We start from the raw sequence: 25,867 nt of genomic DNA, 5'->3' as shown, positions 1-25,867 counted from the left end.
GCTTGCACTCCTCTCCCTCCCTTTTGTCCCATGACCAGAAGGAAAACAACATATGCTTTTGCCTATGCCAGAGCAGCTTGGCTGGTTCCCTTGCTTCGATGAGTCTCGTCATTTTTTGCCGAAACTTCCCACCTGAGCGAAACAAAGCGATATAATAAAGCGTCAAACGTTTTAGAGGTAGTTCAAAAAGTCGTCTTTTTGAACGCGCATAATAAGCCAAAGTTTTAAGCAAATCTATCTTGTCGGAGGATTGGCAAAAATGAAAGTACGCAAGTGGTTTATGCTTTTGCTAATGTTCGTACTATGTATTCCAACGATGGGGATATCCGTGCAGGCCGCGCAGACATCCTCTAGCATCAGCATCTATTTGGACGGGCAACAAATCAAAAGTGACGTCGCTCCGTACATTATTCCAAAAGCAAACGTAACGATGGTCCCTATGCGAGTGATCGGCGAAAATCTGGGAGCCGAAGTAAATTGGGATCCAAAGTCCCAAACCGCAATGATCAGCAAACAAGATACCTTGTTGTCCATGACGGTTAATCAGAAGAACGCTCTCGTGAACAACAACAGCATCCCACTCGATGCTTCTGTTCAGAACAAACAAGGAAGAATCATGGTTCCGCTGCGTTTTGTCTCCGAGCAGTTGGGCCTTGCGGTAAAATGGGAAGACAAAACAAGAACCATTCGCCTACAAAGCGGCAACGTCGCTACCATGACTCCGCCACCACAGGATGTATTGAGTGAAACTGGCGGAATGGAACCAAGCACACCTGTCGTGACAAACGGAGATTTGCGCGGGGTATGGATATCTACGGTCTACAACTTGGACTGGCCATCTTCCGGTTCTTACGCAAACCCAGCGAAACAGCAACAAGAATACATACAGCTGCTCGATGAGCTGCAAGCCATGGGAATGAACGCTGCCTTCGTGCAAGTACGTCCATCTGGAGATGCTCTGTACCCTTCTACACTCACTCCATGGTCGAGATTTTTGACGGGAACTCCAGGGAAAGATCCTGGCTACGACCCGCTTGCCTTTATGGTAGAAGAAACGCATAGACGCGGGATGCAATTCCACGCTTGGTTCAACCCGTTCCGTGCCACTACGGATGCAAAAACAGACCAATTGCCAGCGAATCACGTGATCAAGCAACACCCTGACTGGATTGTGAACGCAAACAAAAAGCTGTACATCAATCCGGGTGTTCCGGCGGCACGTCAGCAAATTATCAATGAAGTAATGGAAGTCGTGCAGCGCTACGACATCGATGGTGTCCATCTGGATGATTATTTCTATCCTTCCAATGTCGCCTTTGCAGACGATGCAGCTTTCAAGGCTTACAACAGCAAAAAAATCGTGTCCAAAGCAGACTGGCGCCGCGATAATATCAATCAGTTTGTTCAACAATTGAATCAGTCCATCAAGAGCGTCAAGCCTCACGTTCAGTTCGGGATCAGTCCATTCGGTGTATGGCGCAACAGCAACGTCGATCCAACCGGCTCCGATACAAAAGCTGGCGTTACTGCTTATGACCACATGTTTGCCGATGTGCGCACGTGGATTCAACAAGGATGGATCGATTATGTGACTCCGCAAATTTATTGGAGCTTTTCCTTCGCCCCTGCCCAATACGACAAGCTCGTTTCTTGGTGGGCAAACGAAGTACAAGGGACAAACGTCAAGCTCTACATCGGTCATTCCCCTTACAAGCTGGGAACGGCTGAGGCAGGCTGGCAGAGTGCCCAGGAGATTATCAACCAGTTGAATTACAACGCGATGGTTCCACAGGTTCAGGGCAGCATTTTCTTTAGTGCCAAGGACTTGCGGAAAAATCCATTAGGATTGCTTCCAGCTCTTAGCAGTTATTACAACCGCTAAATAAATAACAGTAACCCCCGAACCATAGTAGCAGAGCATCTCGCTACATGAAGTGCACCCCTTAAAGTAGACATTGGAAAAACCCCTGCGGTTTACCGATGAAAACTTTAGGGGGTGTATTTTTATGCCAGCAAAGAAAGGGCAGAAGTTTAAGCATTATAGTGAAGAACTTAAGTTGCAAGCAATTCAGATGAGATTAAAGGGTGTTTCCAAACGGGTGATCATGGAAGAATTGAAAATTCATGATGAGGACCGACTAAAGGTCTGGATGCGGAAGTATAGGAAACTCGGAGAGTTTGGTCTTCTAGATCAACGTGGCCGTCGCGAAGAATACATAGATGCAAACAGATATATCGAAAAGTTAAAGCGGGAGAATAAGATGCTAAAAAAGTGCTTGGAAATCTGGATGCGGGAGGTGCAGTCCATAAGTATGCCGCAATCAAGAAAGCAGCAGGAGAATACACCATCAGTGAGCTCTGTAAGCTGTTTGGCGTCTCAAGAAGTGGATACTACGCATACTTAAAACGCCAAGGAATAGATCGGGACAAGTCTATGAAAGATTTAGTCCAGGCTGTGTATAAGAAGTACCACGGTAAATATGGGTATAGACAAATCCAACTATTTCTCCTGCAAGATCATGGGGTGTGGGTCAATCATAAGAAGGTACTACGTCTCATGCAAGAAATGGGGCTCCGTTCTCGAATACGTCGCAAGTATCGTTATCACCTTGCTTCATCGGTTGGGGGGCGAGTTGCCCAAAATATTCTACAGCGTAATTTCAAAGCAGATGTGCCCAATCAAAAGTGGGTAACGGACGTCACACAGTATCGTGTCTCGGATACTTGGCTCTACCTGTCTGCTATTAAAGATTTGTTTAATAACGAAATCGTGGCCTATCACATGGATGTTCGCAACGACAATCAATTGGTCCTACGGACCTTTGAGAAAGCTTTTGAAAAGACGAAAGACGTGACTGGACTGATCGTTCACAGCGATCAAGGATTCCAATACACGTCCTACGCTTACCACGACATGCTGCCAAAGGTTGGCGCCCAAATCAGCATGTCTAGAAGAGGCAACTGTTATGACAATGCCTCGATGGAGAGCTTCTTCTCGCATCTTAAAACGGAAGGGCTCTATCCTTATGATATCCGAAGTATCGATGAGGCACAAAGGCGAATCGAGAAGTACATTGACTTCTACAACAAAAATCGCCCGCAGAGAAAATTAAAAAAGCTGACGCCTGTTGAATTCAGACGCCAGCTAGTGGCCTAACGGCCCGGGTTTTTCTTACTGTCCACTAAACGGGGCCTTGACCAAGAACCTAGGGAAGGTTTTACTCTTAGTTAAATTCTGGTCGCTCTCTTTTTGCATGAAGATTCCCTCATTACTGGTTCAGTGCATCAAGCGAAGTGCGAACATTATTGGCAAACGAATAGTTATTTCTAGCATCCCAGTTGATAGACCAGGTCATAACTCCTTGGAACTGCGGATAACCAGCTGGATTTTGGAGTTTGTAAGTTCCTCCAAAAGACGTGCCCTTTACCAAATATTGAAGGGCTTTCTGGATATCGGCAGGAGACGTATACCCTCCCCCGGCAGCGCTTGGAGCAGAAGGCAACCCGATAGCGACTTGGTTCTCCCTCAAGGCTGGAAACATGTTGTTAGGATTACGACCGATAGGGAATCCTTTCAATAGCATTTCTGCCATCGCTACTTGGAAATCAGCCGTTCCTTGTTGATACGTACGACCATCTAATGCTTCTAGCGCTCCAGAATTATAGTGTTGGACGTGGATATAATTCATTCGATCGCGAAGGGCATGAATCACAGGCAGATAAGCGCCCCACGGCCCACCATAGGCAGCGTAACCTCCTTGGACATAAGCCGTTTCTGGCGCCATCGTCAAAATGAAAGATGGGCCAAATGTATTCGTGATCATCTGAGTCGCTGATATTAAGTTTATAATTTTGGGCGTTGTCGGATTTCTAAAATCAGTGTCCCCTGCATTTAGCGACAGGGAGCTTCCTTCCAGATCAATATCCATACCATCAAATCCGTACGTTTGAATGATCGAAGTCATCGAGGTAATAAAACTTTGTTTGGCAGCTTCCGTCGTCAGCTCTACTGTACCATTCGCTCCGCCAATCGAGATGAGGACCTTCTTCCCCTTTGATTTCAAAAAGGCGATATCTGACTTAAATTCCTCAACGGATGCATTGAACGGCACGAATCCCATTGTCGCATGATCGCCACCGACTGGTTCCGCGAACGCAACATTGATTACATCGTATTTATCTGAGACATCTCTTAGCTTAAGTACCGTAGATCCATTGTCAAAATTATGCCAGTAGCCAATCAAAACTCTTTTGGACACCGGTTCCGTTGGGGATTTAGATAAAGTTGTTACCGTTATCGAGGCGCTGGGTGGGGATACATTGCCTGCGGCATCTTTTGCCTGTATCTTGAATGAATAAGTCGTATTTGCTAGAAGCCCAGTCACGGTATAGGATGTTGTATTCGATGTACCAGCGAGTGTATCTCCGTTGTAGACGAGATACTCCTGAACAGCTATGTTATCCGTAGAAGCTGACCAAGATAAGCTGACCGAACTACTTGATTTCCCTACTTCATTAAGATTTGCGGGGGACGTAGGTGGAATGGTATCGGGAGCAGAGGGACCTTGCAGTTGCCACAGTGTCGGTACGTTGGGCGGTTCCCATCCGACAAGCGATGTATGGGCAAATGTACATTTGTAATCTTGCCCTTGATAAGTAACCACGTCTCCTAACTTGTATACGGTGTTGGGAGTCCACGGTGTCATGGCGTTAGTAGACTGCGGGAATATAGAAAAGATTAAGATAAGCGACAGTACTACCAAAAATCCTGTTTTTCTTATCAAATACATCAAACAAATCCTCCTTCATTTTTACTTGTAATAAAAAAAGAGTGTCCTTTACATCTTTGCTTAACCCCCCTCATACAGATGAGCTAATATAAAGATATCCTTATATTTGGAAAAGATGTATTTTTTTGATTAATATACACATAAAAAAACCTCCATTCCGATTAGAAGGGCTACGTTTCAACGCGGAATCAACTATGTATATTACAATAACAAGCATCTTTCTCCGGCAAAGGAATTTATCGCTTTGTTAGTTATGGTAAAATAACCCAAAACAACATCATTGACAACGTTTTCACAGAATAATAGAATACACTTACGACAAGTTAACTATGATGGAGATTCGGAGACTCATACTTTTTGGCACTTTCATTTTTGAAAGCGCCATTAAGGTATGGGTTTTTTTACCGTATCGCCATCCTTGTTAGAAATTACTTAGGGGGAGGAATAAGATGCTCAAACTGTTTAAGCCTGCACCGCCTATTGACAGATTACCTGACGAACAAATTGATTCTGAGTATAAAAAGCTCAGGCTTCAGGTGTTTCTCGGAATCTTCATCGGTTATGCGGCGTACTATCTCATCCGCAAAAACTTCTCGCTCGCCATGCCTTATTTGATTGAAGAAGGATATACAAAAACAGAGCTCGGTTTTGCGTTATCTGCCATTTCGATTTCCTACGGGATCAGCAAGTTCGTAATGGCCATTTTTTCAGACCGAAGCAACCCGCGAATGTTCTTACCTGCCGGTTTGATTCTTTCTGCACTTATTAGTTTGCTGATGGGCGTTGTTCCGTACTTCACCTCATCCGTCACGATCATGTTTGTAATGCTGTTCCTGAACGGTTGGTTCCAGGGAATGGGCTGGCCTCCATCCGGGCGTGTCCTCGTACACTGGTTTAGTGTAAGTGAAAGAGGAAACAAAACAGCCATTTGGAATGTAGCCCATAACGTTGGCGGAGGCTTGATGGCCCCTCTCGCTGTTGCAGGTGCAGCGATGTTCACCGGGCTTTCGGGTAATACCGCTTCCGGGTATGAAGGCGTGTTTATCCTGCCTGCTCTGGTTGCCATTGTCTTTGCATTCATTACGTATTTCTTAATTCGCGATACTCCGCAGTCAGCCGGCCTGCCGCCTATTGAAGAATATCGCAATGACTATCCAAACAAGGCGAAGAAAACGTTTGAAACAGAATTCTCGACAAAAGAAATCCTTTTCAAATATGTGTTGAACAATAAATGGGTTTGGGCAATCGCGATTGCCAACATCTTCGTCTACTTCGTCCGTTACGGCGTTCTGGACTGGGCGCCAACCTATTTGAGCGAGGAAAAAGGCTTTGATATGAACAAGTCGAGCGTTGCCTACTTCCTGTACGAATGGGCAGGTATCCCGGGAACGCTCCTGTGCGGCTGGCTGTCCGATAAATTGTTCAAGGGCCGCCGTGGACCCGCAGGGTTTGTCTTTATGCTCGGCGTATTGATCGCTGTTCTGGTCTACTGGTTCAACCCACCTGGAAATTCCGTGGTCGATATGATTTGCCTGATCGCTATCGGTTTCCTGATTTACGGTCCAGTCATGCTGATTGGTTTGCAAGCCCTTGATTTTGTTCCGAAAAAGGCTGCCGGAACCGCTGCAGGGCTGACCGGTCTGTTTGGTTACCTGGGCGGTACAGTCACAGCGAATGCATTGATGGGGGTTATCGTTGATAAATCCGGCTGGGATGCAGGATTTATGTTGCTGACAGCTTCGTGCGTATTGGCTGCTTTTGTTTTTGCCCTTACGTGGAATGTGCGGGGGCAGGAAGTAGTTAAAAATCATTAAAATAGCAAAAAGAAGGATGAAAATCGTTGTGATTTTTATCCTTCTTTTTTATGGCATGAATAACCAGTTTTTTCAGGACTCCTTCCTAGAATCCAGCTCAACGGATTAACATCCCCTCTACCAAATAGAGAAAAAATCTTACACTCTAAGGACCGTCACGATAGCTTTGCACATTTGCGAAGTTCTCGAGATCGATCCGAGGGAGATTGACGAGTGGAAAGACCGGCGGCAACCAAGTTAAGAGAGGTCAGACAAAATTACGTAACAATAAATAAAAAAGCCCAAATTTGTGGGCTTTGTGTTATCTTACTTTTTTTGAGTAGGTGCAGCAACAGCAGGAGCTGTCCTTTCTAATTTCTTTTCGACCTTCTTTTCTGAATGCCTTATTGGTCGAGCCATAAATTCAAATACGATGTACCCCATAAAAGCACACACCAATATACCAAGCTGACTAACGGCTTTTAACAAATACTCATTGGAAAGTTGGGTCGCTTGAACAGCAGAAGTATTAGCCCCAAGTTCTACATTAAAACGGTAACTACTTTGTAAGCCACTGAGGTCTGAACCTGTTTTAAAAACCACTAATAGCATGACGATACGGAATAACCAGATAAAATAGCGCAATGATATCTCTCCTTATGATTATAACTCTACAGACCCTTTCCCTTTATTTTGGAAGTTCAAACGCATGTTAGTTATTATGGAGATTGCTAACAAATTAGCGTTACAATGGTAAATAAAAAAAGCACACCTATCCATGTGATATAGTAGCTGATTACAATGTAAAACAATTCAGTCTATTAGAGGGACGGTAAACAGTGTTGAATCTGTTGAATTAGAAGAAACTATTGAAAACGTTCCCCTAATAAGGAGTTATGGTGAGAAGTGGATTTTCCCAGAGAACCAGTAGTAATCACATGTCTTGAGCTAAGTCGGCCACCAGTCCACCTAGACTGCCGCTGTTTTTCTTGAACGAACAACCTCGATCCTTTGTTCCCTCATAAGATTTTATCCTATTTGCTAAACTCCACTTTTACCGGTACCTTCTATCCATCCGTTAACTCAGCGACTTTTGCGGGGATCATATGTTGCAAACGATAAAATAAGATGTTATATTAATTGACGTATCAATTATTGATGCGTCAAATATTATCAAGTTATCATGCTCAACTGACTGTATGTTGTCATTGCTTGAGGATATATGACTGAGTTCCTATTCATATTGCCCCCGGGAGGCATTTTTCATGACACGCAAGGAATTTGAAGAGGAGCAAATACTGAATCTGCTCATCGGATTAACCAATAAAATAAGTCCCAAGTTCGAACGCTGTACCGGAATCAGCTCTACTCGTCTCGCGATCTTGCAAATCCTTTGTGAATGCAACGAAATCAATCAGTCCCAGCTACAAAAGCACATCAATATCGACAGTGCTGCCATTACACGCCACCTGAAGCAACTGGAAGCGGATGGCATGGTGACCAGACACAAAAATCCAAATGATAACCGCGAAACCTTCGTTCGTCTATCCGAAGAAGGACATCATCGGATTGAAGGGTACAAAAGCGAGAAACGAAATTTCATCCAGCAGATTCTGGAAGGCTTCAGCGAGGATGAAACGCAGGTCTTAACTGATTTTCTCAAACGGATGCAAAACAACATTTGATTGTTCAAGAAAGGAGTCTGTTTTTACATGATAAATACCGTACAAAGAACAAATGATTTTCGTGAAATCACGTTTGGTCGTCGTTCTGTCAAACTTTATGATCCTGAAATAAAAATCAGCCGCGAGGAAATGGTTGAAATTCTAGCGGGAGCCACACGCGCTCCATCTTCAGTCAACATGCAGCCTTGGCGCTTTGTGGTTATCGAAAGTCAAGAAGAGAAGGAAAAGCTTGCAGAGCTGGCACGCTTCAACAAAACGCAGGTACTCACCTCTTCCGCCGTCATTGCCGTATTCGTCGACATGGATAATGCGGAATATATGGATGAGATATTTGGAAAAGCTGTCGAGCTCGGATACATGCCGCAGGAAGTGAAGGACATGCAGCTGAAAGCCGTGAAGCCTTATTACGCCAATATACCAGCTTCTGACCTGCGGGATGTCAATTTTATCGATGCCGGTCTCGTATCCATGCAATTGATGCTGGTTGCCCGTTCATTCGGCTATGACACGAACCCTATCGGCGGCTATGAAAAGGATCAAATAGCAGAAGCGTTTGATTTGGACAAGGATCGCTATCAACCGATCATGCTGATCAGTATCGGGAAAGCAGCCAAGGAAGGACACCCCTCTTACCGTCTCCCTGTTGAGACAGTGACAACCTGGAAATAATTCAAATTCGTTGGAAGAAAGGTAGAGAACCATGCTTATTATACATGCCCATCTGCAAGTGATACCCGCACAGGAAGAAGCCTTCCTTCAAGCGGCCAAAGCCCTGGTTGCTGCAAGCCAAGCTGAAGAAGGCAATGTAGGATACACCCTTCTGAAAAGCACAGAGCAAGAATATCACTACACCATGGTAGAAAAGTGGCAGGACGCTGCCGCAGTAGCGGCCCACAATGCAAGCGCTCATTTTCAGGCTTTTGTGAAGGAAGCTCCTTCCTTTTTTGCAGGAGCCATGGAATTGGAAGTATTCGCAGGAGAGCCTGTGAAGTTGTAATTTGTATTTCGTGATGACGGAAAAACAGCAAGGTTGGTCCTGCGATCAGCCTTGCTGTTTTTTTGTAGGGAGGAAAGACGCTGCCGTGAAAGAGAAATTTTCGTTATGGAATATCAAATTTCTGCTTTAAGAGGGCAGCCGCCAACAATTTATTGACAGCGCTTTCTTTATCCCTTACATTAGTAAACAATATAATATTTTTGTGATGGAGATCAGGAGATTCACAATATTTCATTTGGTATGGTATAACCTACCAATGAAATTTGTGGATCTTTTTTTCATCCAAATGGAGGAGGAAGAACATGAAAAAACTGGTTACATCCCTGGTAGCCGCTCTCGCTATTACAACAAGCTTTGGAAGCGTATCCTTTGCCGAAGCGGATAAGATTGTCATCGCCCACCGTGGAGCGAGCGCATACTTGCCGGAACATACGCTGCCCGCAAAAGCGATGGCTTACGCGATGGGAGTCGACTACATCGAACAAGACGTGGTCATGACAAAGGACAACAAACTGCTCATCATGCACGACCATTATCTGGACAGCGTAACCAATGTAGCGGAGGTCTACCCTGATCGAAAACGAAAAGACGGCAGGTACTACGTTATTGATTTCACTCTTGACGAGATCAAGAAACTGAAAACAACAGAGGTCTTCACAGTGGAAAACGGCAAGCAAGTGCAAGACTATCCGGATCGCTTCCCTCTCTGGAAATCTAGCTTCAATGTTCACACCCTGGAAGAAGAGATTGAACTGATCCAGGGTATGAACAAAAGCACAGGTCGTAACGTAGGGATCTATTCTGAGATCAAAGCTCCTTGGTTCCACAGACACGAAGGAAAGGACATCAGCCTCGCAGTGCTGCAGGTGTTGAAAAAGTACGGCTATGTGTCCAAGAATGACAAAGCGTACATACAGACTTTCGACCCCAATGAAGCAAAACGGATTCGCACGGAACTCTATCCACAATTGAATATGAACGTGAAGCTTGTACAGCTCATGGCAGAAACCGGCTGGAACGAAACCATGATCTATGAAAACGGTAAGGCAGTTCCCTACAACTACGATTGGATGTTTGAAAAAGGGGCGATGAAAGAAATTGCGAAATACGCAGACGGCGTAGGGCCATGGAAGCCGATGATCATCAAAGAAGAGTCGACGAGAGACCACCTGATCATTACCAATCTTGTCAAAGAGGCTCATGAAGCTGACCTGGACGTGCATCCATACACCTTCCGAGCGGATAAAGGACAAATCCCTGCCTATGCAGCAAGCTTCGAGGAGCTGCTCGATCAGTTCTACTTCACAGCAGGAGTTGACGGGGTGTTTACGGACTTCCCTGACCGTGCCGTTGATTTTTTACGAAGAGCGGAGTACCAAAGCAAAATGTCACAGTACCAGCGTAACTGACACAGACCGCAAAGTAACTTGAAAACACCTCAGTAACACTAAAACGCCGGTATCCTGTACGCTAAGGATTACCGGCGTTAATAATTGGGGGATTCTTTTTTGGGACATAGCAGAGATACTATGGACCACTCGGGAGAATGTCGAGCTAAACGGATCTATATAAACCAAAAGAGCTGCACGCCGAAGTCCAGCTCCAGCCGTACAGCTCTTTATCTTGTTTACTCTTGTGGCTCTTCCTCACGGCAGAAAGTAAAGCGAACTGCGCACAATATTGTCCAGCATTTCACGTTCCGCGGTTACCGTGGTCACCGTAATCCCGTGCATAACATTAACCAGGTATTGGGCCAATGCTTTCAAATTCCAGGTTCCCTTCAGCTCACCGGTCTGCACCGCACGTTCCAACAGTTGGTAAAAGGCTTCCTCGTTCTCAGCCATATTGGCTTGGACCCGCTTAAATACCTCCGGGTGGGAAGCTGCCAGCTCTAACGAGGCATTCACCATAAAGCAACTTCTGCGACGCGTATATTCGATGACCTCGTGAAAATAGCGCAGCAGAAGTTCTTTCGCCGGCCCTTGTTCATACAAGATAGCCGCCAGTATCTGTTTGGATTGCCGGTCGTAACGCTCCAGCGCCTGAAGGTACAAGTCCTCTTTACTTCCAAACGTCTCATAAATGCTGCTTCGGCTAAGTCCAAGCTGCTCCACCAAATCCTGCATAGAACAACCCACATACCCTTTATGCCAAAACACGTCGATTGCCAGATCCAGTACTTTTGGAATTTCAAAACTTTTATTTCTGCTCATACCCCACCTCTTCCCAAAACAACCTTAAGCGGCAAAAAAGGTGCGTGAAAATCTGGTTTTACTTAAGCTTCTAAAAACTTCAGGATCTCGATGTTAAACTTTTCCTTCTCTTCAAACACGAGTCCATGGCCGCTTTCTTCAAACGGCCAAAACCCTGGTTGCTGCAAGCCAAGCTGAAAAAGGAAATGTGGGATACACCCTTCTGAAAAGCACAGAGCAAGAATATCACTACACCATGATAGAAAAGTGGAAGGACGCTGCGGTGAAAAGTGTCAGATCTGCCTGGCTGTGGCCGCTCGGCAGTCTCTGTGACAACAGGAAAGGCTGCCGACGTTTCTGAACTTGTCCCAATACCGCTATTGAGGCGGATAGGGAATCCGGCTTCCATCGAATGCTTTATATATGGCTGTCTGATGTGATATCAGGAGTTAACGGAATAAGAAACTAGATGAGTTTTAAGATAGAAACACATTGAAGGAAACCGTTTAAAGTCATCGGCATTGCTAGTTGGAAAATGTTTATATACTATTAGCTGGTTTAGTTTAAGACTGAACCCAATAAATGAAACAGCGGCGACCTAAGACCTGAAAATAAAGGCTTAGACTACCGCTGTTGTTATGGAACTAACGAAACCCGTTAGCTTAACTCACAATATCTAGTTAGACGGATTTTAGAAGTGTGTTTTGTCCTGCTGCTAGCCTCCAAACTTTCGTTTCCTTGACCATTACGTAGATAGCAATGCTTTCTTGCCCTCCGCCAATTCGTTTACCATCGGAAGTTGTTGAATATTGACGGACATGAACAACAGCTACATTGGAATTAATGAACGAGATGCTGTCAACAGTATATTTGCTATAAGAATTACTTAAAGGACCTGTCAAGACGATTTTGTGCACTTTATTTATTTCATCCCAACCCGACAACTTTTCACCCATTACATTCACCCAAGTGGCGTTTTGTGTGAAATGGCTGTCTAACGCATCTGCATCGTGCCGATTAAACGCTGTCTCCATTTCATTAACTACATGTTTGATAAGTTCGCGATCATGCTCCAATGGTTCCTCTTCTTTGTATACCATAGAAATTCCTCCCTTTATTGCTTACTTCAATTGTTAAACCTGATACTATAACATAATATCAATAATATCTAATACATGATTTTCATGAGTATCATGCTAAATCGTATATAAATGGAGGTAATCATGGATACTTCACATTTACATTACTTTCGTACTATCGCTAGAATTCAACATATGACCAAAGCAGCCGAAGAACTGCAAATTGCTCAACCCGCATTAAGCAAAATAATCGCTCGACTTGAGGAAGATCTTGGTGTCCCCCTCTTTGACCGCCAGGGGAGAAATATTAGATTAAACACGTTTGGTAAAACGTTCCTTCGAAAGGTAGAAATTGCTTTAAACGCATTGGAAGATGGAAGGAAAGAAATTGAAGAACTTTCTGGGTTGTATTCGGGCAGTGTTCACTTAGCGGTTACGAGCGTCGAGCTCCTGTCTAGGCCACTTGCTGACTTTCTATCCCAATACCCGAAAACCGATTTCCGAATAACCCAAGTTTCTATGATGGAGCTGGAGCCTCTTCTTCTGAGTGGAGAAGTGGACATATGTCTCACAGCGTTACCTACGCAAAATGCTGGAGTGTGCTCCTCCCATGTCCTGGAGGAAGAAGTATACCTTGCTGTTTCTCCTAACCATCGATTCTCAGACCGACAGATCATTTCTTTGGCAGAAGCTGCTACTGAAGCTTTCATTGGTTACAATGAGGGGCAATTTTATCAACCACTGAACGATATCTTTTTTGGAGAGGCTGGAATTCATCCTAAATATATATGCAGGGTAAATGAGCCTTCTGCTATTGCGAGTCTTGTCCGGGCCGGCGTTGGTGTCGCTCTTGTAGGTGAGTGCGGACGAAGCTCTGACTCTCCACTCACTTTATTAAAGATTCATGACCACAGTATGAAACGTAATTATAAGTTCATTTGGCTTGAATCACGATATTTATCTGTAGCAGCTAGAAAATTCTTAGAGTTCGTAACGGAATTTTTCTGTAAGACAAATTAGTCATTCTCTATCTGTGAATCGACGAGATAATCTAATCCCGGCAATGTCCACCTCGATTTGGTTATTATTGAACTAATCTGCCCATTAGTTTAACGCCGTAGTGAACAGTTAATAAAAAAGAGCATTAGCTATGCCCACTTGATTAGGATGTCTACTTCTAAAAACTGAAACAAACCCCTTCGCTCACATAATTGTGAGGGTTGAGGTTTGTTTTTACTCTATTACTATCAATTTTTCCTGATACAATGACTTCATCCTATAAGAAAGGTTGGTGTGGCAGTAATGAAGAATGAAAGTCAACCTTACACGGATTTTAGAGAAATGTACCGCGATATCGATTTCGCAGCAGAAGCTTACTACAACGAGTTTTTCCATGCCTACAAGACGGATGGGCGATTCCCCGAAGTATATACGATCGAGCAAACGAAAAGAGCTTCTAGTGCCATCCAACTTCTTCAACTCTTCGAATGGGAATGGAACCCGGTTCGTTTACTGGCATTACTATCGACAGTAGGAGCTGCCCTAGGAATCGGACGCCCTATACCTGTTTATGATTTTTGTTCAATGATTGAAGGTGCGGCGATAATAGGTTCTCCATATTTAGACTACTATACTAAAAAGAAAGACATTCTTATAGCTACGTTGGAGATGTTTGCAAATGAGGAACCATAGAAGTTAAAAAGTACGTTATACCGTTAAACCCCGCCTCGACTCTGATAGAGCTTGTGGCGGGGTTTGGAAATTGCAGAGTGCCTAATTTGCACTCTGGTACAGACAATATTCCACCTAACACTTTGTTTCAATAAATATATGGCTTAAAAATAAAAATAAGCCGAGGAAAAACAGATGTGCATACCTGAATTTCACTCGACTTATTAACATGACTTTAATCAAAGAAAAACTTTATACTATTTACCAAGTCTAATGTAAATTTACTTACTCTAATGTCAACGAACAACTGAACAGGATGTTCTTATTCCCTTCAACCCTTACTCAACCGTCACACTCTTCGCCAAGTTCCGTGGTTTATCCACATCAAGGCCGCGAGCGACAGAAGCGTAGTAGGCAAGCAATTGCAATGGAATGACGGTCAGAATCGGTGTGAGCATTGGCAGTGTGGCTGGCATGTAAATAACCTCATCAACACTCTTCGCCAGGTCGTGGTTGCCTTCAGTCGCAAAGCCCAGTACATGAGCGCCGCGAGCTTTTACTTCCACGATATTGCTTACCGTTTTTTCGTAGATGTCTGGTTGCGTAGCCAAAGCTACAACTGGAACATTATCTTCAATCAGCGCAAGTGTACCGTGCTTCAGCTCACCAGCTGGATACGCCTCGGAGTGAATGTAGGAGATTTCTTTCAGCTTCAGAGAGCCTTCCAGCGATACCGCATAGTCGAGGCTGCGGCCGATGAAGAACAGGCTGCTTACCTCTTTTGTGCCCTCTGCAAAGCGACGAATCTGATCATCGTCATTCAGCATGGAAGCGATTTTGCCAGGGATCTCGCTCAGGTGATCAACGACTTCCGCAACCTCAACAGCCGCCATGGTGCCTTTTACTTGAGCCAAATACAGGCTGAACAAGTACAGGGCAACGACTTGGGAGGTGTATGCTTTCGTAGATGCTACCGCTACTTCCGGACCAGCCCACGTAAAGATCACTTCGTCAGCTTCACGAGCTACAGAGCTGCCTACCACGTTGGTGATAGCCAACACCTTCACGTTGCTCTTCTTCGCCTCACGCAGCGCAGCCAGCGTGTCTGCTGTCTCACCAGATTGGCTGATGACGATCATCAGTGTCTTGTCTGTGTAGATCGGATCACGGTAACGGAACTCGGAAGCGACTGCTACCTCTACAGGTACGCGAGTCCATTTTTCGATAACATCCTTACCGACGAGACCTGCGTGCATGGAAGTACCGCATGCCACGATGTAGATGCGATCGTATGTCGCCAGTTCCGCATCGCTCATTTTCAACTCAGGCAAAATCACTCGCTTGTTGTCCTCGTCAATGCGGGCACCCATGGTATCGCGAACAGCTTGAGGCTGCTCGTGCATTTCCTTGAGCATGAAGGATTCATATCCGCCTTTTTCCGCTTGTACCAGATCCCACTCGACATGGAACAGTTCCCGCTCGATTTTCTCTCCGGTCTCTGCGTTCATCAGTTCCACACCATCACGAGTCAACACAGCCATTTCGCCTTCGTTCAAAATGTACACGTCACGTGTATGCTCCAAAATAGCCGGGATATCCGAACCGATAAAGCTCTCGCCTTGACCCACACCAACTACTAGCGGGCTAGCCAAACGAATCGCTACCAGCTTATCTGGCTCGTGCTCCGTCATGATTCCCAATGCATAGGCACCACGCATGCGTTGCACAGCACGACGCGCTGTAGAAACAATATCGCCATCGTACATGTCCGCGAGCAAGTGAGCGATAACCTCGGTATCTGTCTCAGAAGTGAACGTGTAGCCTTTTGCCAGCAGCTCTTCTTTCAATGGCAGGAAGTTTTCGATAATCCCGTTGTGAACGACTGCAAAAGCAGATTTCTCGTCTGTATGTGGGTGGGAGTTCTCGTCAGACGGTTTTCCGTGTGTCGCCCAACGTGTATGCCCGATTCCCATAGAACCAGACAATGGATTCGACTCCAAACGGCCTTCCAGAACTGCCAGACGCCCCTGAGCTTTTGAGTACTCCAATCCGTTTGCATTCACGACAGCGACCCCTGCTGAATCATAGCCGCGATACTCCAGCTTGCGAAGTCCTCCGATCACGATGTCTTGCGCTTGTCTATTTCCAATATATCCAACGATTCCGCACATAAGTGTATGGTCCCCTTCCAAATTGGCGAGGGACTTCGACCCGAACAATGGTACGGGGGTGAGTCCCCCGCCATTCCATGTTTTTTATATGATCATGCTGTTTCAACTATTTCGGCAATGGAAAAAAACGTATCACACACAAGGTTTTGTCCATCAGATCACCCTGATGTTTTGTCCCTGCGCTCTGCGGCAGTGATACTGCTGCCGGGAGGTATCCGCCGAATCCTTCGATAAACCTCCACCTCGTCCACTGGGCTCCATGTCGGGCAGCCTCAGTGCTGGCGCTTTTCAATGATATGCATTTGATTTACGATGCTTGTTCTTTTTTGCACAATCCCTCCCATTTTTTTCTTTCTTTGTGCTTGGGCACATGAACACTGTACCACAGTTTGTGAAGAGCGACAATATCTCGTCTTCGTATTTTAGTTGTATGCAAAAGGGAGCGGCATAGAAACCGCTCCCTGCAACTTTTTACACTAATTTTACACCAGTTCTTGTTTGACCACGTCAACGATCCGATTCACGAGCCCTTCCAATTGTGACGCATCTGGACCTTCTGCCATGACACGTACGATTGGCTCTGTTCCGGACGGACGAACCAGAACGCGACCATTGCCAGCCAAATCTTCTTCCACTTCACGGATGGCCTGTGCAATAGCTTCATTGCCATTCAGCTTTGACTTGTCCTCTACACGGACATTGATCAGAAGCTGCGGATACTTGACCATCACCTGTTTGAGCTCGGACAACGGCTTGCCAGACTCCTTGATGATGTTCAAGAGCTGCAGACCCGTTAACAGACCGTCTCCTGTCGTATTGTAGTCCAGGAAGACGATATGACCGGACTGTTCGCCACCGAGATTATAGCCGCCGCGCAGCATCTCTTCTACTACATAGCGATCCCCTACAGCAGTCTTCGTCGTATTGATGGAGCACTCCTCCATCCCTTTGAAGAAGCCCATGTTGGCCATTACGGTCGTAACAACTGTATTGTTGTTGAGCTTTCCTTTTGCCTTGAGTGCTCGTGCACAGATCGCCATAATATAGTCGCCGTCGATGATTTCACCATTATCATCTACTGCAATGCAGCGATCCGCGTCCCCATCAAAGGAAAGACCCAAGTCAGCTTTATGCTTCAAAACTTCTTCTACTAGACGTTCAGGATGCGTTGAACCGCACTGGTCATTGATGTTGATTCCATTCGGATTCGCACCAATCGTGATCACTTCAGCGTCCACATCCGCAAACAGGCGAGCTGCCAATGATGAGACAGCACCATTTGCACAGTCCAGGACTACCTTCAGACCATCAAATCGCTCAGATACGGTACTCTTCAAGTGAGAGAGGTACTTTTGTCCACCCTCCAGGAATTCCAGAACCGTCCCGATTTGTTCGCCTGTTGGTCGAGGCATAGTATCCTCTGCCGCGTCCAAATACTGTTCTACTTCAGCTTCCACTTCGTCGGACAGTTTAAAACCGTTGCTGCCGAAGAACTTGATTCCGTTATCCGGAAACGGATTGTGAGAGGCGGAGATCATAACACCCGCATCTGCACCAAGTGCACGTGTGAGATACGCTACCCCCGAGGTGGAGATAACACCCAATCTGACCACTTCTGCTCCAACCGATAACAGTCCAGCCAAAAGTGCGTTTTCCAGCATTTGACCGGAAATGCGCGTATCGCGCCCAATCACCACTTTTGGTTTCCCTTCCTGCTTGTGTCTGGTGAGAACGTAACCGCCAACACGTCCGATTTTAAATGCCAGTTCGGGTGTCAGTTGTGTATTTGCTACACCGCGTACACCGTCTGTTCCGAAATACTTCCCCATGATTGTCCCTCATTTCCTTCCTTGTGCACACAACAGCTTATGTCTACCTTTGCTTGTTCGTGATTTGAATTGTGACCTTTTTCGGTGCGCCCGCAGAAGTCTTGATATACTCCGACTGATTGAAGATGTAATTCAATGGTACTTCGTATACACCCGCCGGCATATTGCTGACATCTGCTACGACCTGCAAGTCTTCATGCCTCAACTGATTCAGCACGTCTGGTGCGCCGATCACGTCGAAGTCGATTGTAGACATCTCCTGGCCATCGGTGGATAGTACCTTTGCTTCCATGCTTTCTGATAGCCCGCTAATGCGAATCGGAATCTTATCCAAACGCTTGGTCGTTGATGAAACGACTTTCAGCGATACGGTCACATACTCCGGCTCGACCTTCACGATATTATCCATTAACGGTATCTTTAACTCTATGTCGCGATCTGATGTAATGTTGCCTAGATCGATTTCCGGGCCTGGGTATGTGTTGGATTTGATGCCATCAATGACTTCCTTCGGTCCATAGACCGTGACCTCTTCCACATTCATACCCATACTAGCCAAACTATAGCCATTCGGTAATTCATTCGTCAAGTTTAATTTGATTGGCACTTTGGCAAACGGACTCGTTACGGGGATGTTCACTTCTACCGTAAGTGGCACCACATCTGCCCCTTGAATCACGTTACCAGACTTGTCCACGACTTTGAGCGGAACCGTTGTCTTGATTGCCGAAGTAGCTCCTTCCAGGTCAACCGAAGCCTTAACTGCTGCTACCTTATTCACTTGGCTTTCAGGTACCCTTACAAGTGCTCTAAACGGCTTCACAATAGGCTCTCCAGCCGTGTAACCAGGGGCGACCTGTCCCAATTTCTCCACGGAAACTTCACGCTCAACGGTCTTTTTCTCTTCCAAGGTAATTTCCACGATATTCGGGATGATCCCTACCTTGACTTCATCCGGGAATCCTTTGTACTGGACAGGTACACGATGTGTTCCTTTGCCCAGGCTCGTCGCATCGACATACACTTCCCACGATTCCTCTGGGAAGAAATTGTGTCGATAAAAAGGATTATTGCTTTCCAAGGCGACCTTTACTGTTCGTTGCTGCTTAACCACTTGATAACGATCGGTATCGTATTTCACATGCAAATTGACACTATCAATAAAAGTTGGCTGACTTGCCTCAGGAGTCGTCGTTTGTTCGGCTTCCAGATTGACAATCATCCACGTCATGATAGCCAAAAGCAACGCAACAGCACGTGCAAACCAGTGACTGTTTAACCATTTATCCATGTTTTCGCCTCCATTGCCAACGACTTCCCATGGATTTGCCTTTGGACAGAGGCTGAAGCTGTTCTGTCAGCATCTCTGCCAGTTGCGCCTCCGTCAGATTGCGATTCATTGCTCCATGTGCAGCAAAGGACACCTGACCAGTCTCTTCAGATACGATGATCGCAATGCCATCGGAAACCTCACTTAACCCTATTGCCGCTCGATGGCGCGTCCCCAACTCTTTGGAGATGGAATTGTTTTCAGACAGTGGAAGATAACAGGCAGCAGCCATAATCATGTCTTTTCGCATAATGACTGCACCATCGTGCAACGGTGTATTCGGGATGAAAATATTAATCAACAGCTCTGAGCTGACTCGCCCGTTAATACCAATACCCGTTTCCACGTAATCATTTAGACCCGTCTCTCTCTCAATGACGATCAACGCACCAATACGACGCTTGGCCATGTACGTAACCGATTTGCCCACCTCTTGAACCAAGCGGCTAACCGCCTCGTCATCCTGCGTACTGCTTGAACGGGAAAAAAGCTTGCCTCGACCAAGCTGCTCCAGTGCTCGACGCAACTCCGGCTGGAAGATGATGACGACCGCCAAAACCCCGAATGTAAAAGCTTGATTCATCAGCGCGTGTAGTGCCGTCAGCTGAAAATATTTACTGAGGAACCATGTGATGACGATGACCATAATCCCCTTCAGCAATTGTACAGCGCGCGTCCCGCGTATAAGCATAATGATTTTATAGAACACGTATGTAACGAGTAAAATATCCGTTGCATACCGTAGCAAATCCCCATAATCCATGGATATCGATATCATAACGAAGCCCCCATATCTCGCTCCATCTAATGAAGTCAGTCTATCTCCTGCGGAAAAAGCACGGCTCCACTGCCGTGCTCTGATAGCTGTACTCTCTATTTTCTCTTATGGCAAGATCGGAAGCAAGTCATTTCCAATATTTTTCACCTCATACCAAATCCAATCTACGATTGCTTCGATCGATTCGGTATTTCCCACGACTTGGGCGGTAGATGCCACGAACACTTTTCCTTCAATGGCCACAACATTTCCTGTTACATGGCCTCGAACATCTACGTTTCCGTTGCGGACAACCAAGTCTCCATCAATATTGGTTCCTGCTGGTACAACTACGACATTGCGTTCACGATCTATTTTTAATTTATCCAAATTAGCAGAGGATACTTGTAGTGTGTCATCCCGATCAAACCAACTGTTGAATACGCTGCCGGTCATCAAAAAGAGAAATACCGCTGCAGCTGTCAAAAACGGATGATTACGAAGCCATCCTGATAACAGATTCGCTTTCGTCGGCGCAGGCAATTGCGCAAGTACACGAGCTGTAAAATCAGAAGAGACATGAATATGTGAAGCGCTTTGAACAAAAGCGATGGCTCTCTGCAACTCATGCATATGCTGGCGACAACTCACACAAGACTTTATGTGTGTTTGCAATTGCAGATTGGCTAATTCATCAGTGTCCCCATCTAGATATTCGTGGATGAGGCAAATCATATCCCGGCATTCCATCGTGATTTTCTCCTTTCTCACATCAATCGCAACTTGCTGCGTAATGCTTCCCTTCCTCGGTGAATACGCGTCTTGATTGTCGTTATGGGAAGCTTTACGATATCGCTGATCTCCTGCAACGACAAATCCTCGATATAACGCAAGATCATAATCGAGCGATATTTGGGCTGTAAGTGAGACAAAGCATCTTGCACCGTCTCCTGCAGCTCCTGCGTTACGACTTTGTCCTCCGGTGTTCGCTCGTTAGAAGACAGGCGTGAATACCAGTCCAGGCCTTGCCCTGGTTCGGTTTCTTCATCCAATGAAAAGTCAGGTCGTTTTTTCCGGCCACGGTCGATACATAGATTGGTCGCGATCCTGTAGATCCACGTGGAGAACTTATAGTTGTCATCGTATGAATGCAAATTGGCATAGACACGCAAAAATGTTTCCTGCGCGATGTCCTCTGCATCCTGACGGTTTCCCACCATACGATATGCGAGCTGAAATATCTTGTCTTTATAAATCTCGATTAACTCCGCAAAAGCTTCACGGTCTCCGCGTTTTGCCCGCTGAGTCAACCGTTTCTCTACAAAATCCATGCGATCCTCCCCACAATACCGTAATCCTATATACGGATGATACTGCATATGGTTTCATTTTTAATCTTGTGTTTGTGCAGATAATTTGTTGGGAAATAGAGGAATAAGCGTTTGCTTTCCTCTATATATAAGTAATGATAGCTCATTTATCTCACGGGTGGAAAGGAGAGTGCAACGATTGTCAAAAAAAGACGTTCTCCTCGAGATTGAAATGCTGCGAAAAGAACTCAACGATCAGTACAAAAAACAAGCCTGCATTACTCCAGAATTAGTTACGCTGAGTGTACAACTGGACCAGCTATTAAATAAACTTCGACTCCATCCTTAGAATGTACAGCTTTCCCCCATCAATGTAAAGATGCGGAAAAACAAAAAAAGAGGGCCAAAAGCCTCTCTTTTTTCATGATCTTCTTCATTTATTTTACAGTAATTTATCACCAAAAACGGAACTCATCAAAGCGACTGCAACGCGAGCTGTCATGTTTTCTCGGTCAAGAATCGGGTTGACCTCTACGAATTCTGCAGAACAAAGAATATCCGCATCTGCCAGCATTTCCAATGAGACATGCCCTTCACGATAGGAGATACCACCTATTACTGGCGTCCCTACTCCCGGAGCATCGTGTGGATCAAGTCCATCCAAGTCGAGACTCAAATGCACGCCATCTGTGTTTTTGGACACATACGCGATTGCTTCATCCATGACTCGAGCCATACCCAATTTATCAATTTCATGCATGGTGAAAACCTTCATCCCAATACGCTTGATCAATTCACGCTCACCTTGATCCAGATCACGCGCACCGATAATAACCACGTTTTCTGCCTTTACCTTCGGTGTATACCCCCCAATGTTCGTCAGACGCTCATGCCCATACCCCAAGCTCGCTGCCAAAGGCATACCGTGAATATTTCCCGATGGAGAAGTGGCACCCGTATTTAAATCACCATGAGCATCAAACCAAATCACGCCCAGGTTTTTTACGTGCTTAGCCACACCAGCTATGGTTCCAAGGGCAATACTGTGATCGCCACCCAATACGAGCGGGAATCGACCAGCAGTCATGATATCGCTTACAACATTGGCAAGCTTTTCATTGGCTTCCACGACTTCATCCAGGTATTTATGGTTTTCCGTCTCGGTGAAGTGGTGAGGACGCGTTACAAAAATATCTCCTCGGTCTTCAATATTGAAACCCATCTTTTCCAGGCGTGCTACAACACCTGCATAACGGATAGCGCTAGGTCCCATATCAACTCCGCGGCGGTCTGCACCTAGATCCATCGGTACACCAACAATGCTCATGTTTTTGTTCATAGAAGTGCCACCCTTTCCTTCGTTCATTCATTCTCTACTCCTATATTGTAGCCCCGGAAAGCAAAATGACTCAACTCGACATGATTTTGCATAAATAACCTGTCGGACAAGCTTTGTCAAAAACACAAAAAAACGAGCAACCATGTCGGTTTCTCGTTTCTAAAAAGCATATGGAGCGGGTGATGGGAATCGAACCCACGCGACCAGCTTGGAAGGCTGGAGTTCTACCATTGAACTACACCCGCATAAAAAATGGTCGGGAAGACAGGATTCGAACCTGCGACCCCTTGGTCCCAAGCCAAGTACTCTACCAAGCTGAGCTACTTCCCGATAAGTGGCGTGCCCTGAGAGATTCGAACTCCCGACCTTTTGATTCGTAGTCAAACGCTCTATCCAGCTGAGCTAAGGGCACCTATTATGATTTTAAAAAACTGGTGAGCCATGAAGGACTCGAACCTTCGACCCTCTGATTAAAAGTCAGATGCTCTACCAACTGAGCTAATGGCTCGCAAAATGGCTGGGGTACTAGGATTTGAACCTAGGAATGACGGAGTCAAAGTCCGTTGCCTTACCGCTTGGCTATACCCCAACAACCCGCAAAATAAAAAATGGTGGGGAGAGACGGATTCGAACCGCCGAACCCGGAGGGAGCAGATTTACAGTCTGCCGTGTTTAGCCACTTCACTATCTCCCCATTTTTTATGGTGGAGGCTGACGGGATCGAACCGCCGACCCTCTGCTTGTAAGGCAGATGCTCTCCCAGCTGAGCTAAGCCTCCAAATCCCTGACAAAGTGACGAGTATGCTTCTTAGCATACTCTGGTAACTCTGTAGGTACCTTAACAGTCGTTAAGGTGTTTTTAGGTGACCCGTAGGGGATTCGAACCCCTGTATGACAGCGTGAAAGGCTGCTGTGTTAAACCGCTTCACCAACGGGCCATTTTCATAAGATTACTTCAGATGCTCCCGACAGGAATCGAACCTGCGACCTCTTCCTTACCATGGAAACGCTCTACCGACTGAGCTACAGGAGCATAATATGGCTCCTCGGGACGGACTCGAACCGCCGACCGATCGGTTAACAGCCGATTGCTCTACCAACTGAGCTACCGAGGAACATTGAAGGTTTGTTCCTTCAAAACTGAATACGCATGATTGCTAAGTGTGTGGATAAGTCCTCGACCGATTAGTATTCGTCAGCTCCACGCGTTACCGCGCTTCCACACCGAACCTATCAACCTCATCGTCTATGAGGGGTCTTACCAGCTTGCGCTGTGGGAAGTCTCATCTTGGAGGGGGCTTCACGCTTAGATGCTTTCAGCGCTTATCCCGTCCGCACATAGCTACCCAGCTGTGCCACTGGCGTGACAACTGGTGCACCAGCGGTGCGTCCATCCCGGTCCTCTCGTACTAAGGACAGCTCTCCTCAAACTTCCTACGCCCGCGACAGATAGGGACCGAACTGTCTCACGACGTTCTGAACCCAGCTCGCGTACCGCTTTAATGGGCGAACAGCCCAACCCTTGGGACCTACTTCAGCCCCAGGATGCGATGAGCCGACATCGAGGTGCCAAACCTCCCCGTCGATGTGGACTCTTGGGGGAGATAAGCCTGTTATCCCCAGGGTAGCTTTTATCCGTTGAGCGATGGCCCTTCCATGCGGAACCACCGGATCACTAAGCCCGACTTTCGTCCCTGCTCGACTTGTAGGTCTCGCAGTCAAGCTCCCTTCTGCCTTTACACTCTACGAATGATTTCCGACCATTCTGAGGGAACCTTTGGGCGCCTCCGTTACCTTTTAGGAGGCGACCGCCCCAGTCAAACTGCCCACCTGGCATGGTCCTCTCGCCCGATAAGGGCGACGAGTTAGAAACTCCGTACATCAAGGGTGGTATCCCACCGACAGCTCCACAGAGGCTGGCGCCCCTGCTTCTCAGCTTCCCACCTATCCTGTACATGATGCACAAAGTTCCAATACCAGGCTACAGTAAAGCTCCATGGGGTCTTTCCGTCTTGTCGCGGGTAACCTGCATCTTCACAGGTATTATGATTTCACCGGGTCTCTTGCCGAGACAGCGCCCAAGTCGTTACGCCTTTCGTGCGGGTCGGAACTTACCCGACAAGGAATTTCGCTACCTTAGGACCGTTATAGTTACGGCCGCCGTTTACTGGGGCTTCGGTTCAAAGCTTCGCTTGCGCTAACTCATCCCCTTAACCTTCCAGCACCGGGCAGGCGTCAGCCCCTATACTTCGCCTTGCGGCTTCGCAGAGACCTGTGTTTTTGCTAAACAGTCGCTTGGGCCTTTTCACTGCGGCCCCCTCGGGCTATTAACCCTACCGAGGCGCCCCTTCTCCCGAAGTTACGGGGCCATTTTGCCGAGTTCCTTAGCAAGAGTTATCCCGCGCACCTTAGGATTCTCTCCTCGCCTACCTGTGTCGGTTTGCGGTACGGGCACCTTGTTCCTCGCTAGACGCTTTTCTTGGCAGTGTGAAATCAGGGACTTCGGTACTTAAATTTCCCTCGCCATCACAGCTCATGCTTATCGGTGTGCGGATTTGCCTACACACCACACTCACTGCTTGGACGGCCATCCAGTAGGCCGCTCACCCTATCCTCCTGCGTCACGCCATTGCTCAAGCGGAACAGAGGTGGTACAGGAATATCAACCTGTTGTCCATCGCCTACGCCTTTCGGCCTCAGCTTAGGTCCCGACTAACCCTGGGAGGACGAGCCTTCCCCAGGAAACCTTAGGCTTTCGGTGGACAAGATTCTCACTTGTCTTTTCGCTACTTACACCGGCATTCTCACTTCCAAGCGCTCCACCGCTCTTTCCAGTACGGCTTCACTGCTGCTTGGAACGCTCCCCTACCCAGTCCGTAAGGACTGCCATAGCTTCGGTGATACGTTTAGCCCCGTTACATTTT

At 46.4% G+C, this 25,867-nt stretch carries 23 protein-coding genes, 10 tRNA genes and 1 rRNA gene (1 of these 34 only partly in view); 12 read left to right on the top strand and 22 right to left on the bottom strand.

Annotated elements, in window-relative coordinates:
• The first annotated feature begins 259 nt into the window (after window positions 1-259).
• The 3 genes from HP399_RS01785 (at window position 260) to HP399_RS01775 (ending at window position 3,157) form a co-directional block, all read left to right on the top strand.
• Window positions 260-1,882, top strand: a complete 1,623-nt coding sequence (locus HP399_RS01785) for a family 10 glycosylhydrolase (RefSeq protein WP_173619918.1) — start codon at window positions 260-262, stop codon at window positions 1,880-1,882.
• Between the two features lie 124 nt (window positions 1,883-2,006).
• Window positions 2,007-2,405 carry a helix-turn-helix domain-containing protein gene (locus tag HP399_RS01780; protein WP_228088307.1) on the top strand — a complete coding sequence of 133 codons (399 nt, stop codon included), beginning with the start codon at window positions 2,007-2,009 and terminating at the stop codon, window positions 2,403-2,405.
• The gene (locus HP399_RS01775) at window positions 2,321-3,157 is read left to right on the top strand and encodes an IS3 family transposase (RefSeq protein ID WP_228088537.1); all 837 of its coding nucleotides are present in this window, start codon (window positions 2,321-2,323) and stop codon (window positions 3,155-3,157) included. Before HP399_RS01780 ends, HP399_RS01775 begins: the two co-directional genes overlap by 85 nt.
• Window positions 3,158-3,269: 112 nt before the next feature.
• Here the strand turns inward: HP399_RS01775 and HP399_RS01770 are convergent, their stop codons facing one another.
• A complete protein-coding gene (locus tag HP399_RS01770) occupies window positions 3,270-4,790 on the bottom strand; it encodes a chitinase (RefSeq protein WP_173621385.1) in 1,521 nt (506 codons plus the stop codon).
• 449 nt (window positions 4,791-5,239) lie between these two features.
• Here HP399_RS01770 and glpT point away from each other — a divergent pair, with 449 nt between their 5' ends.
• On the top strand, window positions 5,240-6,604 hold the full coding sequence (glpT, locus tag HP399_RS01765) for a glycerol-3-phosphate transporter (RefSeq protein ID WP_173621386.1): 1,365 nt from the start codon (window positions 5,240-5,242) through the stop codon (window positions 6,602-6,604).
• Window positions 6,605-6,910: 306 nt separating this feature from the next.
• Here glpT and HP399_RS01760 read toward each other — a convergent pair whose 3' ends face one another.
• Window positions 6,911-7,228, bottom strand: coding sequence for a hypothetical protein (locus HP399_RS01760; RefSeq protein ID WP_173621387.1), 318 nt, complete (start codon window positions 7,226-7,228; stop codon window positions 6,911-6,913).
• A gap of 620 nt (window positions 7,229-7,848) precedes the next feature.
• Between HP399_RS01760 and HP399_RS01755 the strand changes: the two genes are divergently transcribed.
• The 4 genes from HP399_RS01755 to glpQ all read left to right on the top strand — a co-directional run bounded on the left by HP399_RS01755 (window position 7,849) and on the right by glpQ (window position 10,674).
• Window positions 7,849-8,268: a MarR family winged helix-turn-helix transcriptional regulator gene (locus HP399_RS01755; RefSeq protein ID WP_007723602.1), complete on the top strand. Its 420-nt coding sequence runs from the start codon at window positions 7,849-7,851 to the stop codon at window positions 8,266-8,268.
• Between the two features lie 27 nt (window positions 8,269-8,295).
• Window positions 8,296-8,937: a nitroreductase family protein gene (locus HP399_RS01750; RefSeq protein ID WP_173621388.1), complete on the top strand. Its 642-nt coding sequence runs from the start codon at window positions 8,296-8,298 to the stop codon at window positions 8,935-8,937.
• Window positions 8,938-8,968: 31 nt separating this feature from the next.
• Entirely contained in the window at window positions 8,969-9,265 is a 297-nt protein-coding gene (locus tag HP399_RS01745; RefSeq protein ID WP_173621389.1) for a putative quinol monooxygenase, read from the top strand.
• A gap of 302 nt (window positions 9,266-9,567) precedes the next feature.
• Window positions 9,568-10,674: a glycerophosphodiester phosphodiesterase gene (glpQ, locus tag HP399_RS01740; RefSeq protein WP_173621390.1), complete on the top strand. Its 1,107-nt coding sequence runs from the start codon at window positions 9,568-9,570 to the stop codon at window positions 10,672-10,674.
• A 237-nt stretch (window positions 10,675-10,911) separates the two neighbouring features.
• On the opposite strand, the gene HP399_RS01735 is transcribed toward glpQ, so the two are convergent.
• On the bottom strand, window positions 10,912-11,478 hold the full coding sequence (locus HP399_RS01735; RefSeq protein ID WP_173621391.1) for a TetR/AcrR family transcriptional regulator: 567 nt from the start codon (window positions 11,476-11,478) through the stop codon (window positions 10,912-10,914).
• A gap of 187 nt (window positions 11,479-11,665) precedes the next feature.
• On the opposite strand from HP399_RS01735, the gene HP399_RS01730 reads away from it, so the two are divergent.
• Complete coding sequence (locus tag HP399_RS01730) at window positions 11,666-11,818, top strand: hypothetical protein (protein ID WP_255653910.1); 153 nt, start codon at window positions 11,666-11,668, stop codon at window positions 11,816-11,818.
• Window positions 11,819-12,137: 319 nt separating this feature from the next.
• Here HP399_RS01730 and HP399_RS01725 read toward each other — a convergent pair whose 3' ends face one another.
• Window positions 12,138-12,557 carry an SgcJ/EcaC family oxidoreductase gene (locus HP399_RS01725; RefSeq protein WP_173621392.1) on the bottom strand — a complete coding sequence of 140 codons (420 nt, stop codon included), beginning with the start codon at window positions 12,555-12,557 and terminating at the stop codon, window positions 12,138-12,140.
• Window positions 12,558-12,680: 123 nt separating this feature from the next.
• Between HP399_RS01725 and HP399_RS01720 the strand changes: the two genes are divergently transcribed.
• Both HP399_RS01720 and HP399_RS01715 read left to right on the top strand, forming a co-directional pair.
• Window positions 12,681-13,556 carry a LysR family transcriptional regulator gene (locus tag HP399_RS01720; RefSeq protein WP_173621393.1) on the top strand — a complete coding sequence of 292 codons (876 nt, stop codon included), beginning with the start codon at window positions 12,681-12,683 and terminating at the stop codon, window positions 13,554-13,556.
• A gap of 282 nt (window positions 13,557-13,838) precedes the next feature.
• Window positions 13,839-14,228, top strand: a complete 390-nt coding sequence (locus tag HP399_RS01715) for a hypothetical protein (protein ID WP_173621394.1) — start codon at window positions 13,839-13,841, stop codon at window positions 14,226-14,228.
• 317 nt (window positions 14,229-14,545) lie between these two features.
• On the opposite strand, the gene glmS is transcribed toward HP399_RS01715, so the two are convergent.
• The 6 genes from glmS to sigW form a co-directional block, all read right to left on the bottom strand.
• Window positions 14,546-16,378, bottom strand: a complete 1,833-nt coding sequence (gene glmS, locus HP399_RS01710) for a glutamine--fructose-6-phosphate transaminase (isomerizing) (RefSeq protein WP_173621395.1) — start codon at window positions 16,376-16,378, stop codon at window positions 14,546-14,548.
• A 482-nt stretch (window positions 16,379-16,860) separates the two neighbouring features.
• Entirely contained in the window at window positions 16,861-18,207 is a 1,347-nt protein-coding gene (gene glmM, locus HP399_RS01705; RefSeq protein WP_173621396.1) for a phosphoglucosamine mutase, read from the bottom strand.
• A 43-nt stretch (window positions 18,208-18,250) separates the two neighbouring features.
• A complete protein-coding gene (locus tag HP399_RS01700) occupies window positions 18,251-19,498 on the bottom strand; it encodes a CdaR family protein (RefSeq protein ID WP_173621397.1) in 1,248 nt (415 codons plus the stop codon).
• Window positions 19,491-20,315, bottom strand: a complete 825-nt coding sequence (cdaA, locus tag HP399_RS01695) for a diadenylate cyclase CdaA (RefSeq protein WP_007725283.1) — start codon at window positions 20,313-20,315, stop codon at window positions 19,491-19,493. Before cdaA ends, HP399_RS01700 begins: the two co-directional genes overlap by 8 nt.
• A gap of 105 nt (window positions 20,316-20,420) precedes the next feature.
• Entirely contained in the window at window positions 20,421-21,044 is a 624-nt protein-coding gene (locus HP399_RS01690) for a zf-HC2 domain-containing protein (protein ID WP_007725281.1), read from the bottom strand.
• A gap of 17 nt (window positions 21,045-21,061) precedes the next feature.
• Window positions 21,062-21,625, bottom strand: a complete 564-nt coding sequence (sigW, locus tag HP399_RS01685; protein ID WP_007725279.1) for an RNA polymerase sigma factor SigW — start codon at window positions 21,623-21,625, stop codon at window positions 21,062-21,064.
• 169 nt (window positions 21,626-21,794) lie between these two features.
• Between sigW and HP399_RS01680 the strand changes: the two genes are divergently transcribed.
• The gene (locus HP399_RS01680) at window positions 21,795-21,953 is read left to right on the top strand and encodes an aspartyl-phosphate phosphatase Spo0E family protein (protein WP_007725277.1); all 159 of its coding nucleotides are present in this window, start codon (window positions 21,795-21,797) and stop codon (window positions 21,951-21,953) included.
• A gap of 93 nt (window positions 21,954-22,046) precedes the next feature.
• Here HP399_RS01680 and rocF read toward each other — a convergent pair whose 3' ends face one another.
• The 12 genes from rocF to HP399_RS01620 form a co-directional block, all read right to left on the bottom strand.
• Window positions 22,047-22,943 (bottom strand): arginase, encoded by an 897-nt coding sequence (rocF, locus tag HP399_RS01675; RefSeq protein ID WP_173621399.1) that lies wholly within the window; start codon window positions 22,941-22,943, stop codon window positions 22,047-22,049.
• A gap of 171 nt (window positions 22,944-23,114) precedes the next feature.
• A tRNA-Gly gene (locus HP399_RS01670) sits at window positions 23,115-23,188 on the bottom strand.
• 8 nt (window positions 23,189-23,196) lie between these two features.
• Window positions 23,197-23,273 (bottom strand) — tRNA-Pro (locus tag HP399_RS01665).
• Between the two features lie 5 nt (window positions 23,274-23,278).
• Window positions 23,279-23,355: transfer RNA gene (locus HP399_RS01660), tRNA-Arg, on the bottom strand.
• Window positions 23,356-23,375: 20 nt separating this feature from the next.
• A tRNA-Lys gene (locus HP399_RS01655) sits at window positions 23,376-23,451 on the bottom strand.
• Window positions 23,452-23,457: 6 nt separating this feature from the next.
• Window positions 23,458-23,532: transfer RNA gene (locus HP399_RS01650), tRNA-Gln, on the bottom strand.
• 20 nt (window positions 23,533-23,552) lie between these two features.
• Window positions 23,553-23,637, bottom strand: a tRNA-Tyr gene (locus HP399_RS01645).
• 8 nt (window positions 23,638-23,645) lie between these two features.
• Window positions 23,646-23,721: transfer RNA gene (locus tag HP399_RS01640), tRNA-Val, on the bottom strand.
• 86 nt (window positions 23,722-23,807) lie between these two features.
• Window positions 23,808-23,881 (bottom strand) — tRNA-Glu (locus tag HP399_RS01635).
• Window positions 23,882-23,903: 22 nt separating this feature from the next.
• Window positions 23,904-23,976 (bottom strand) — tRNA-Thr (locus HP399_RS01630).
• Window positions 23,977-23,982: 6 nt separating this feature from the next.
• Window positions 23,983-24,058 (bottom strand) — tRNA-Asn (locus tag HP399_RS01625).
• A 50-nt stretch (window positions 24,059-24,108) separates the two neighbouring features.
• Window positions 24,109-25,867, bottom strand: a 23S ribosomal RNA gene (locus HP399_RS01620) (it continues 1,170 nt past the right edge of the window).

The organism is Brevibacillus sp. DP1.3A (assembly GCF_013284245.2).
Lineage (GTDB): Bacteria > Bacillota > Bacilli > Brevibacillales > Brevibacillaceae > Brevibacillus.
This window is presented reverse-complemented; position numbering and strand designations above follow the sequence as displayed.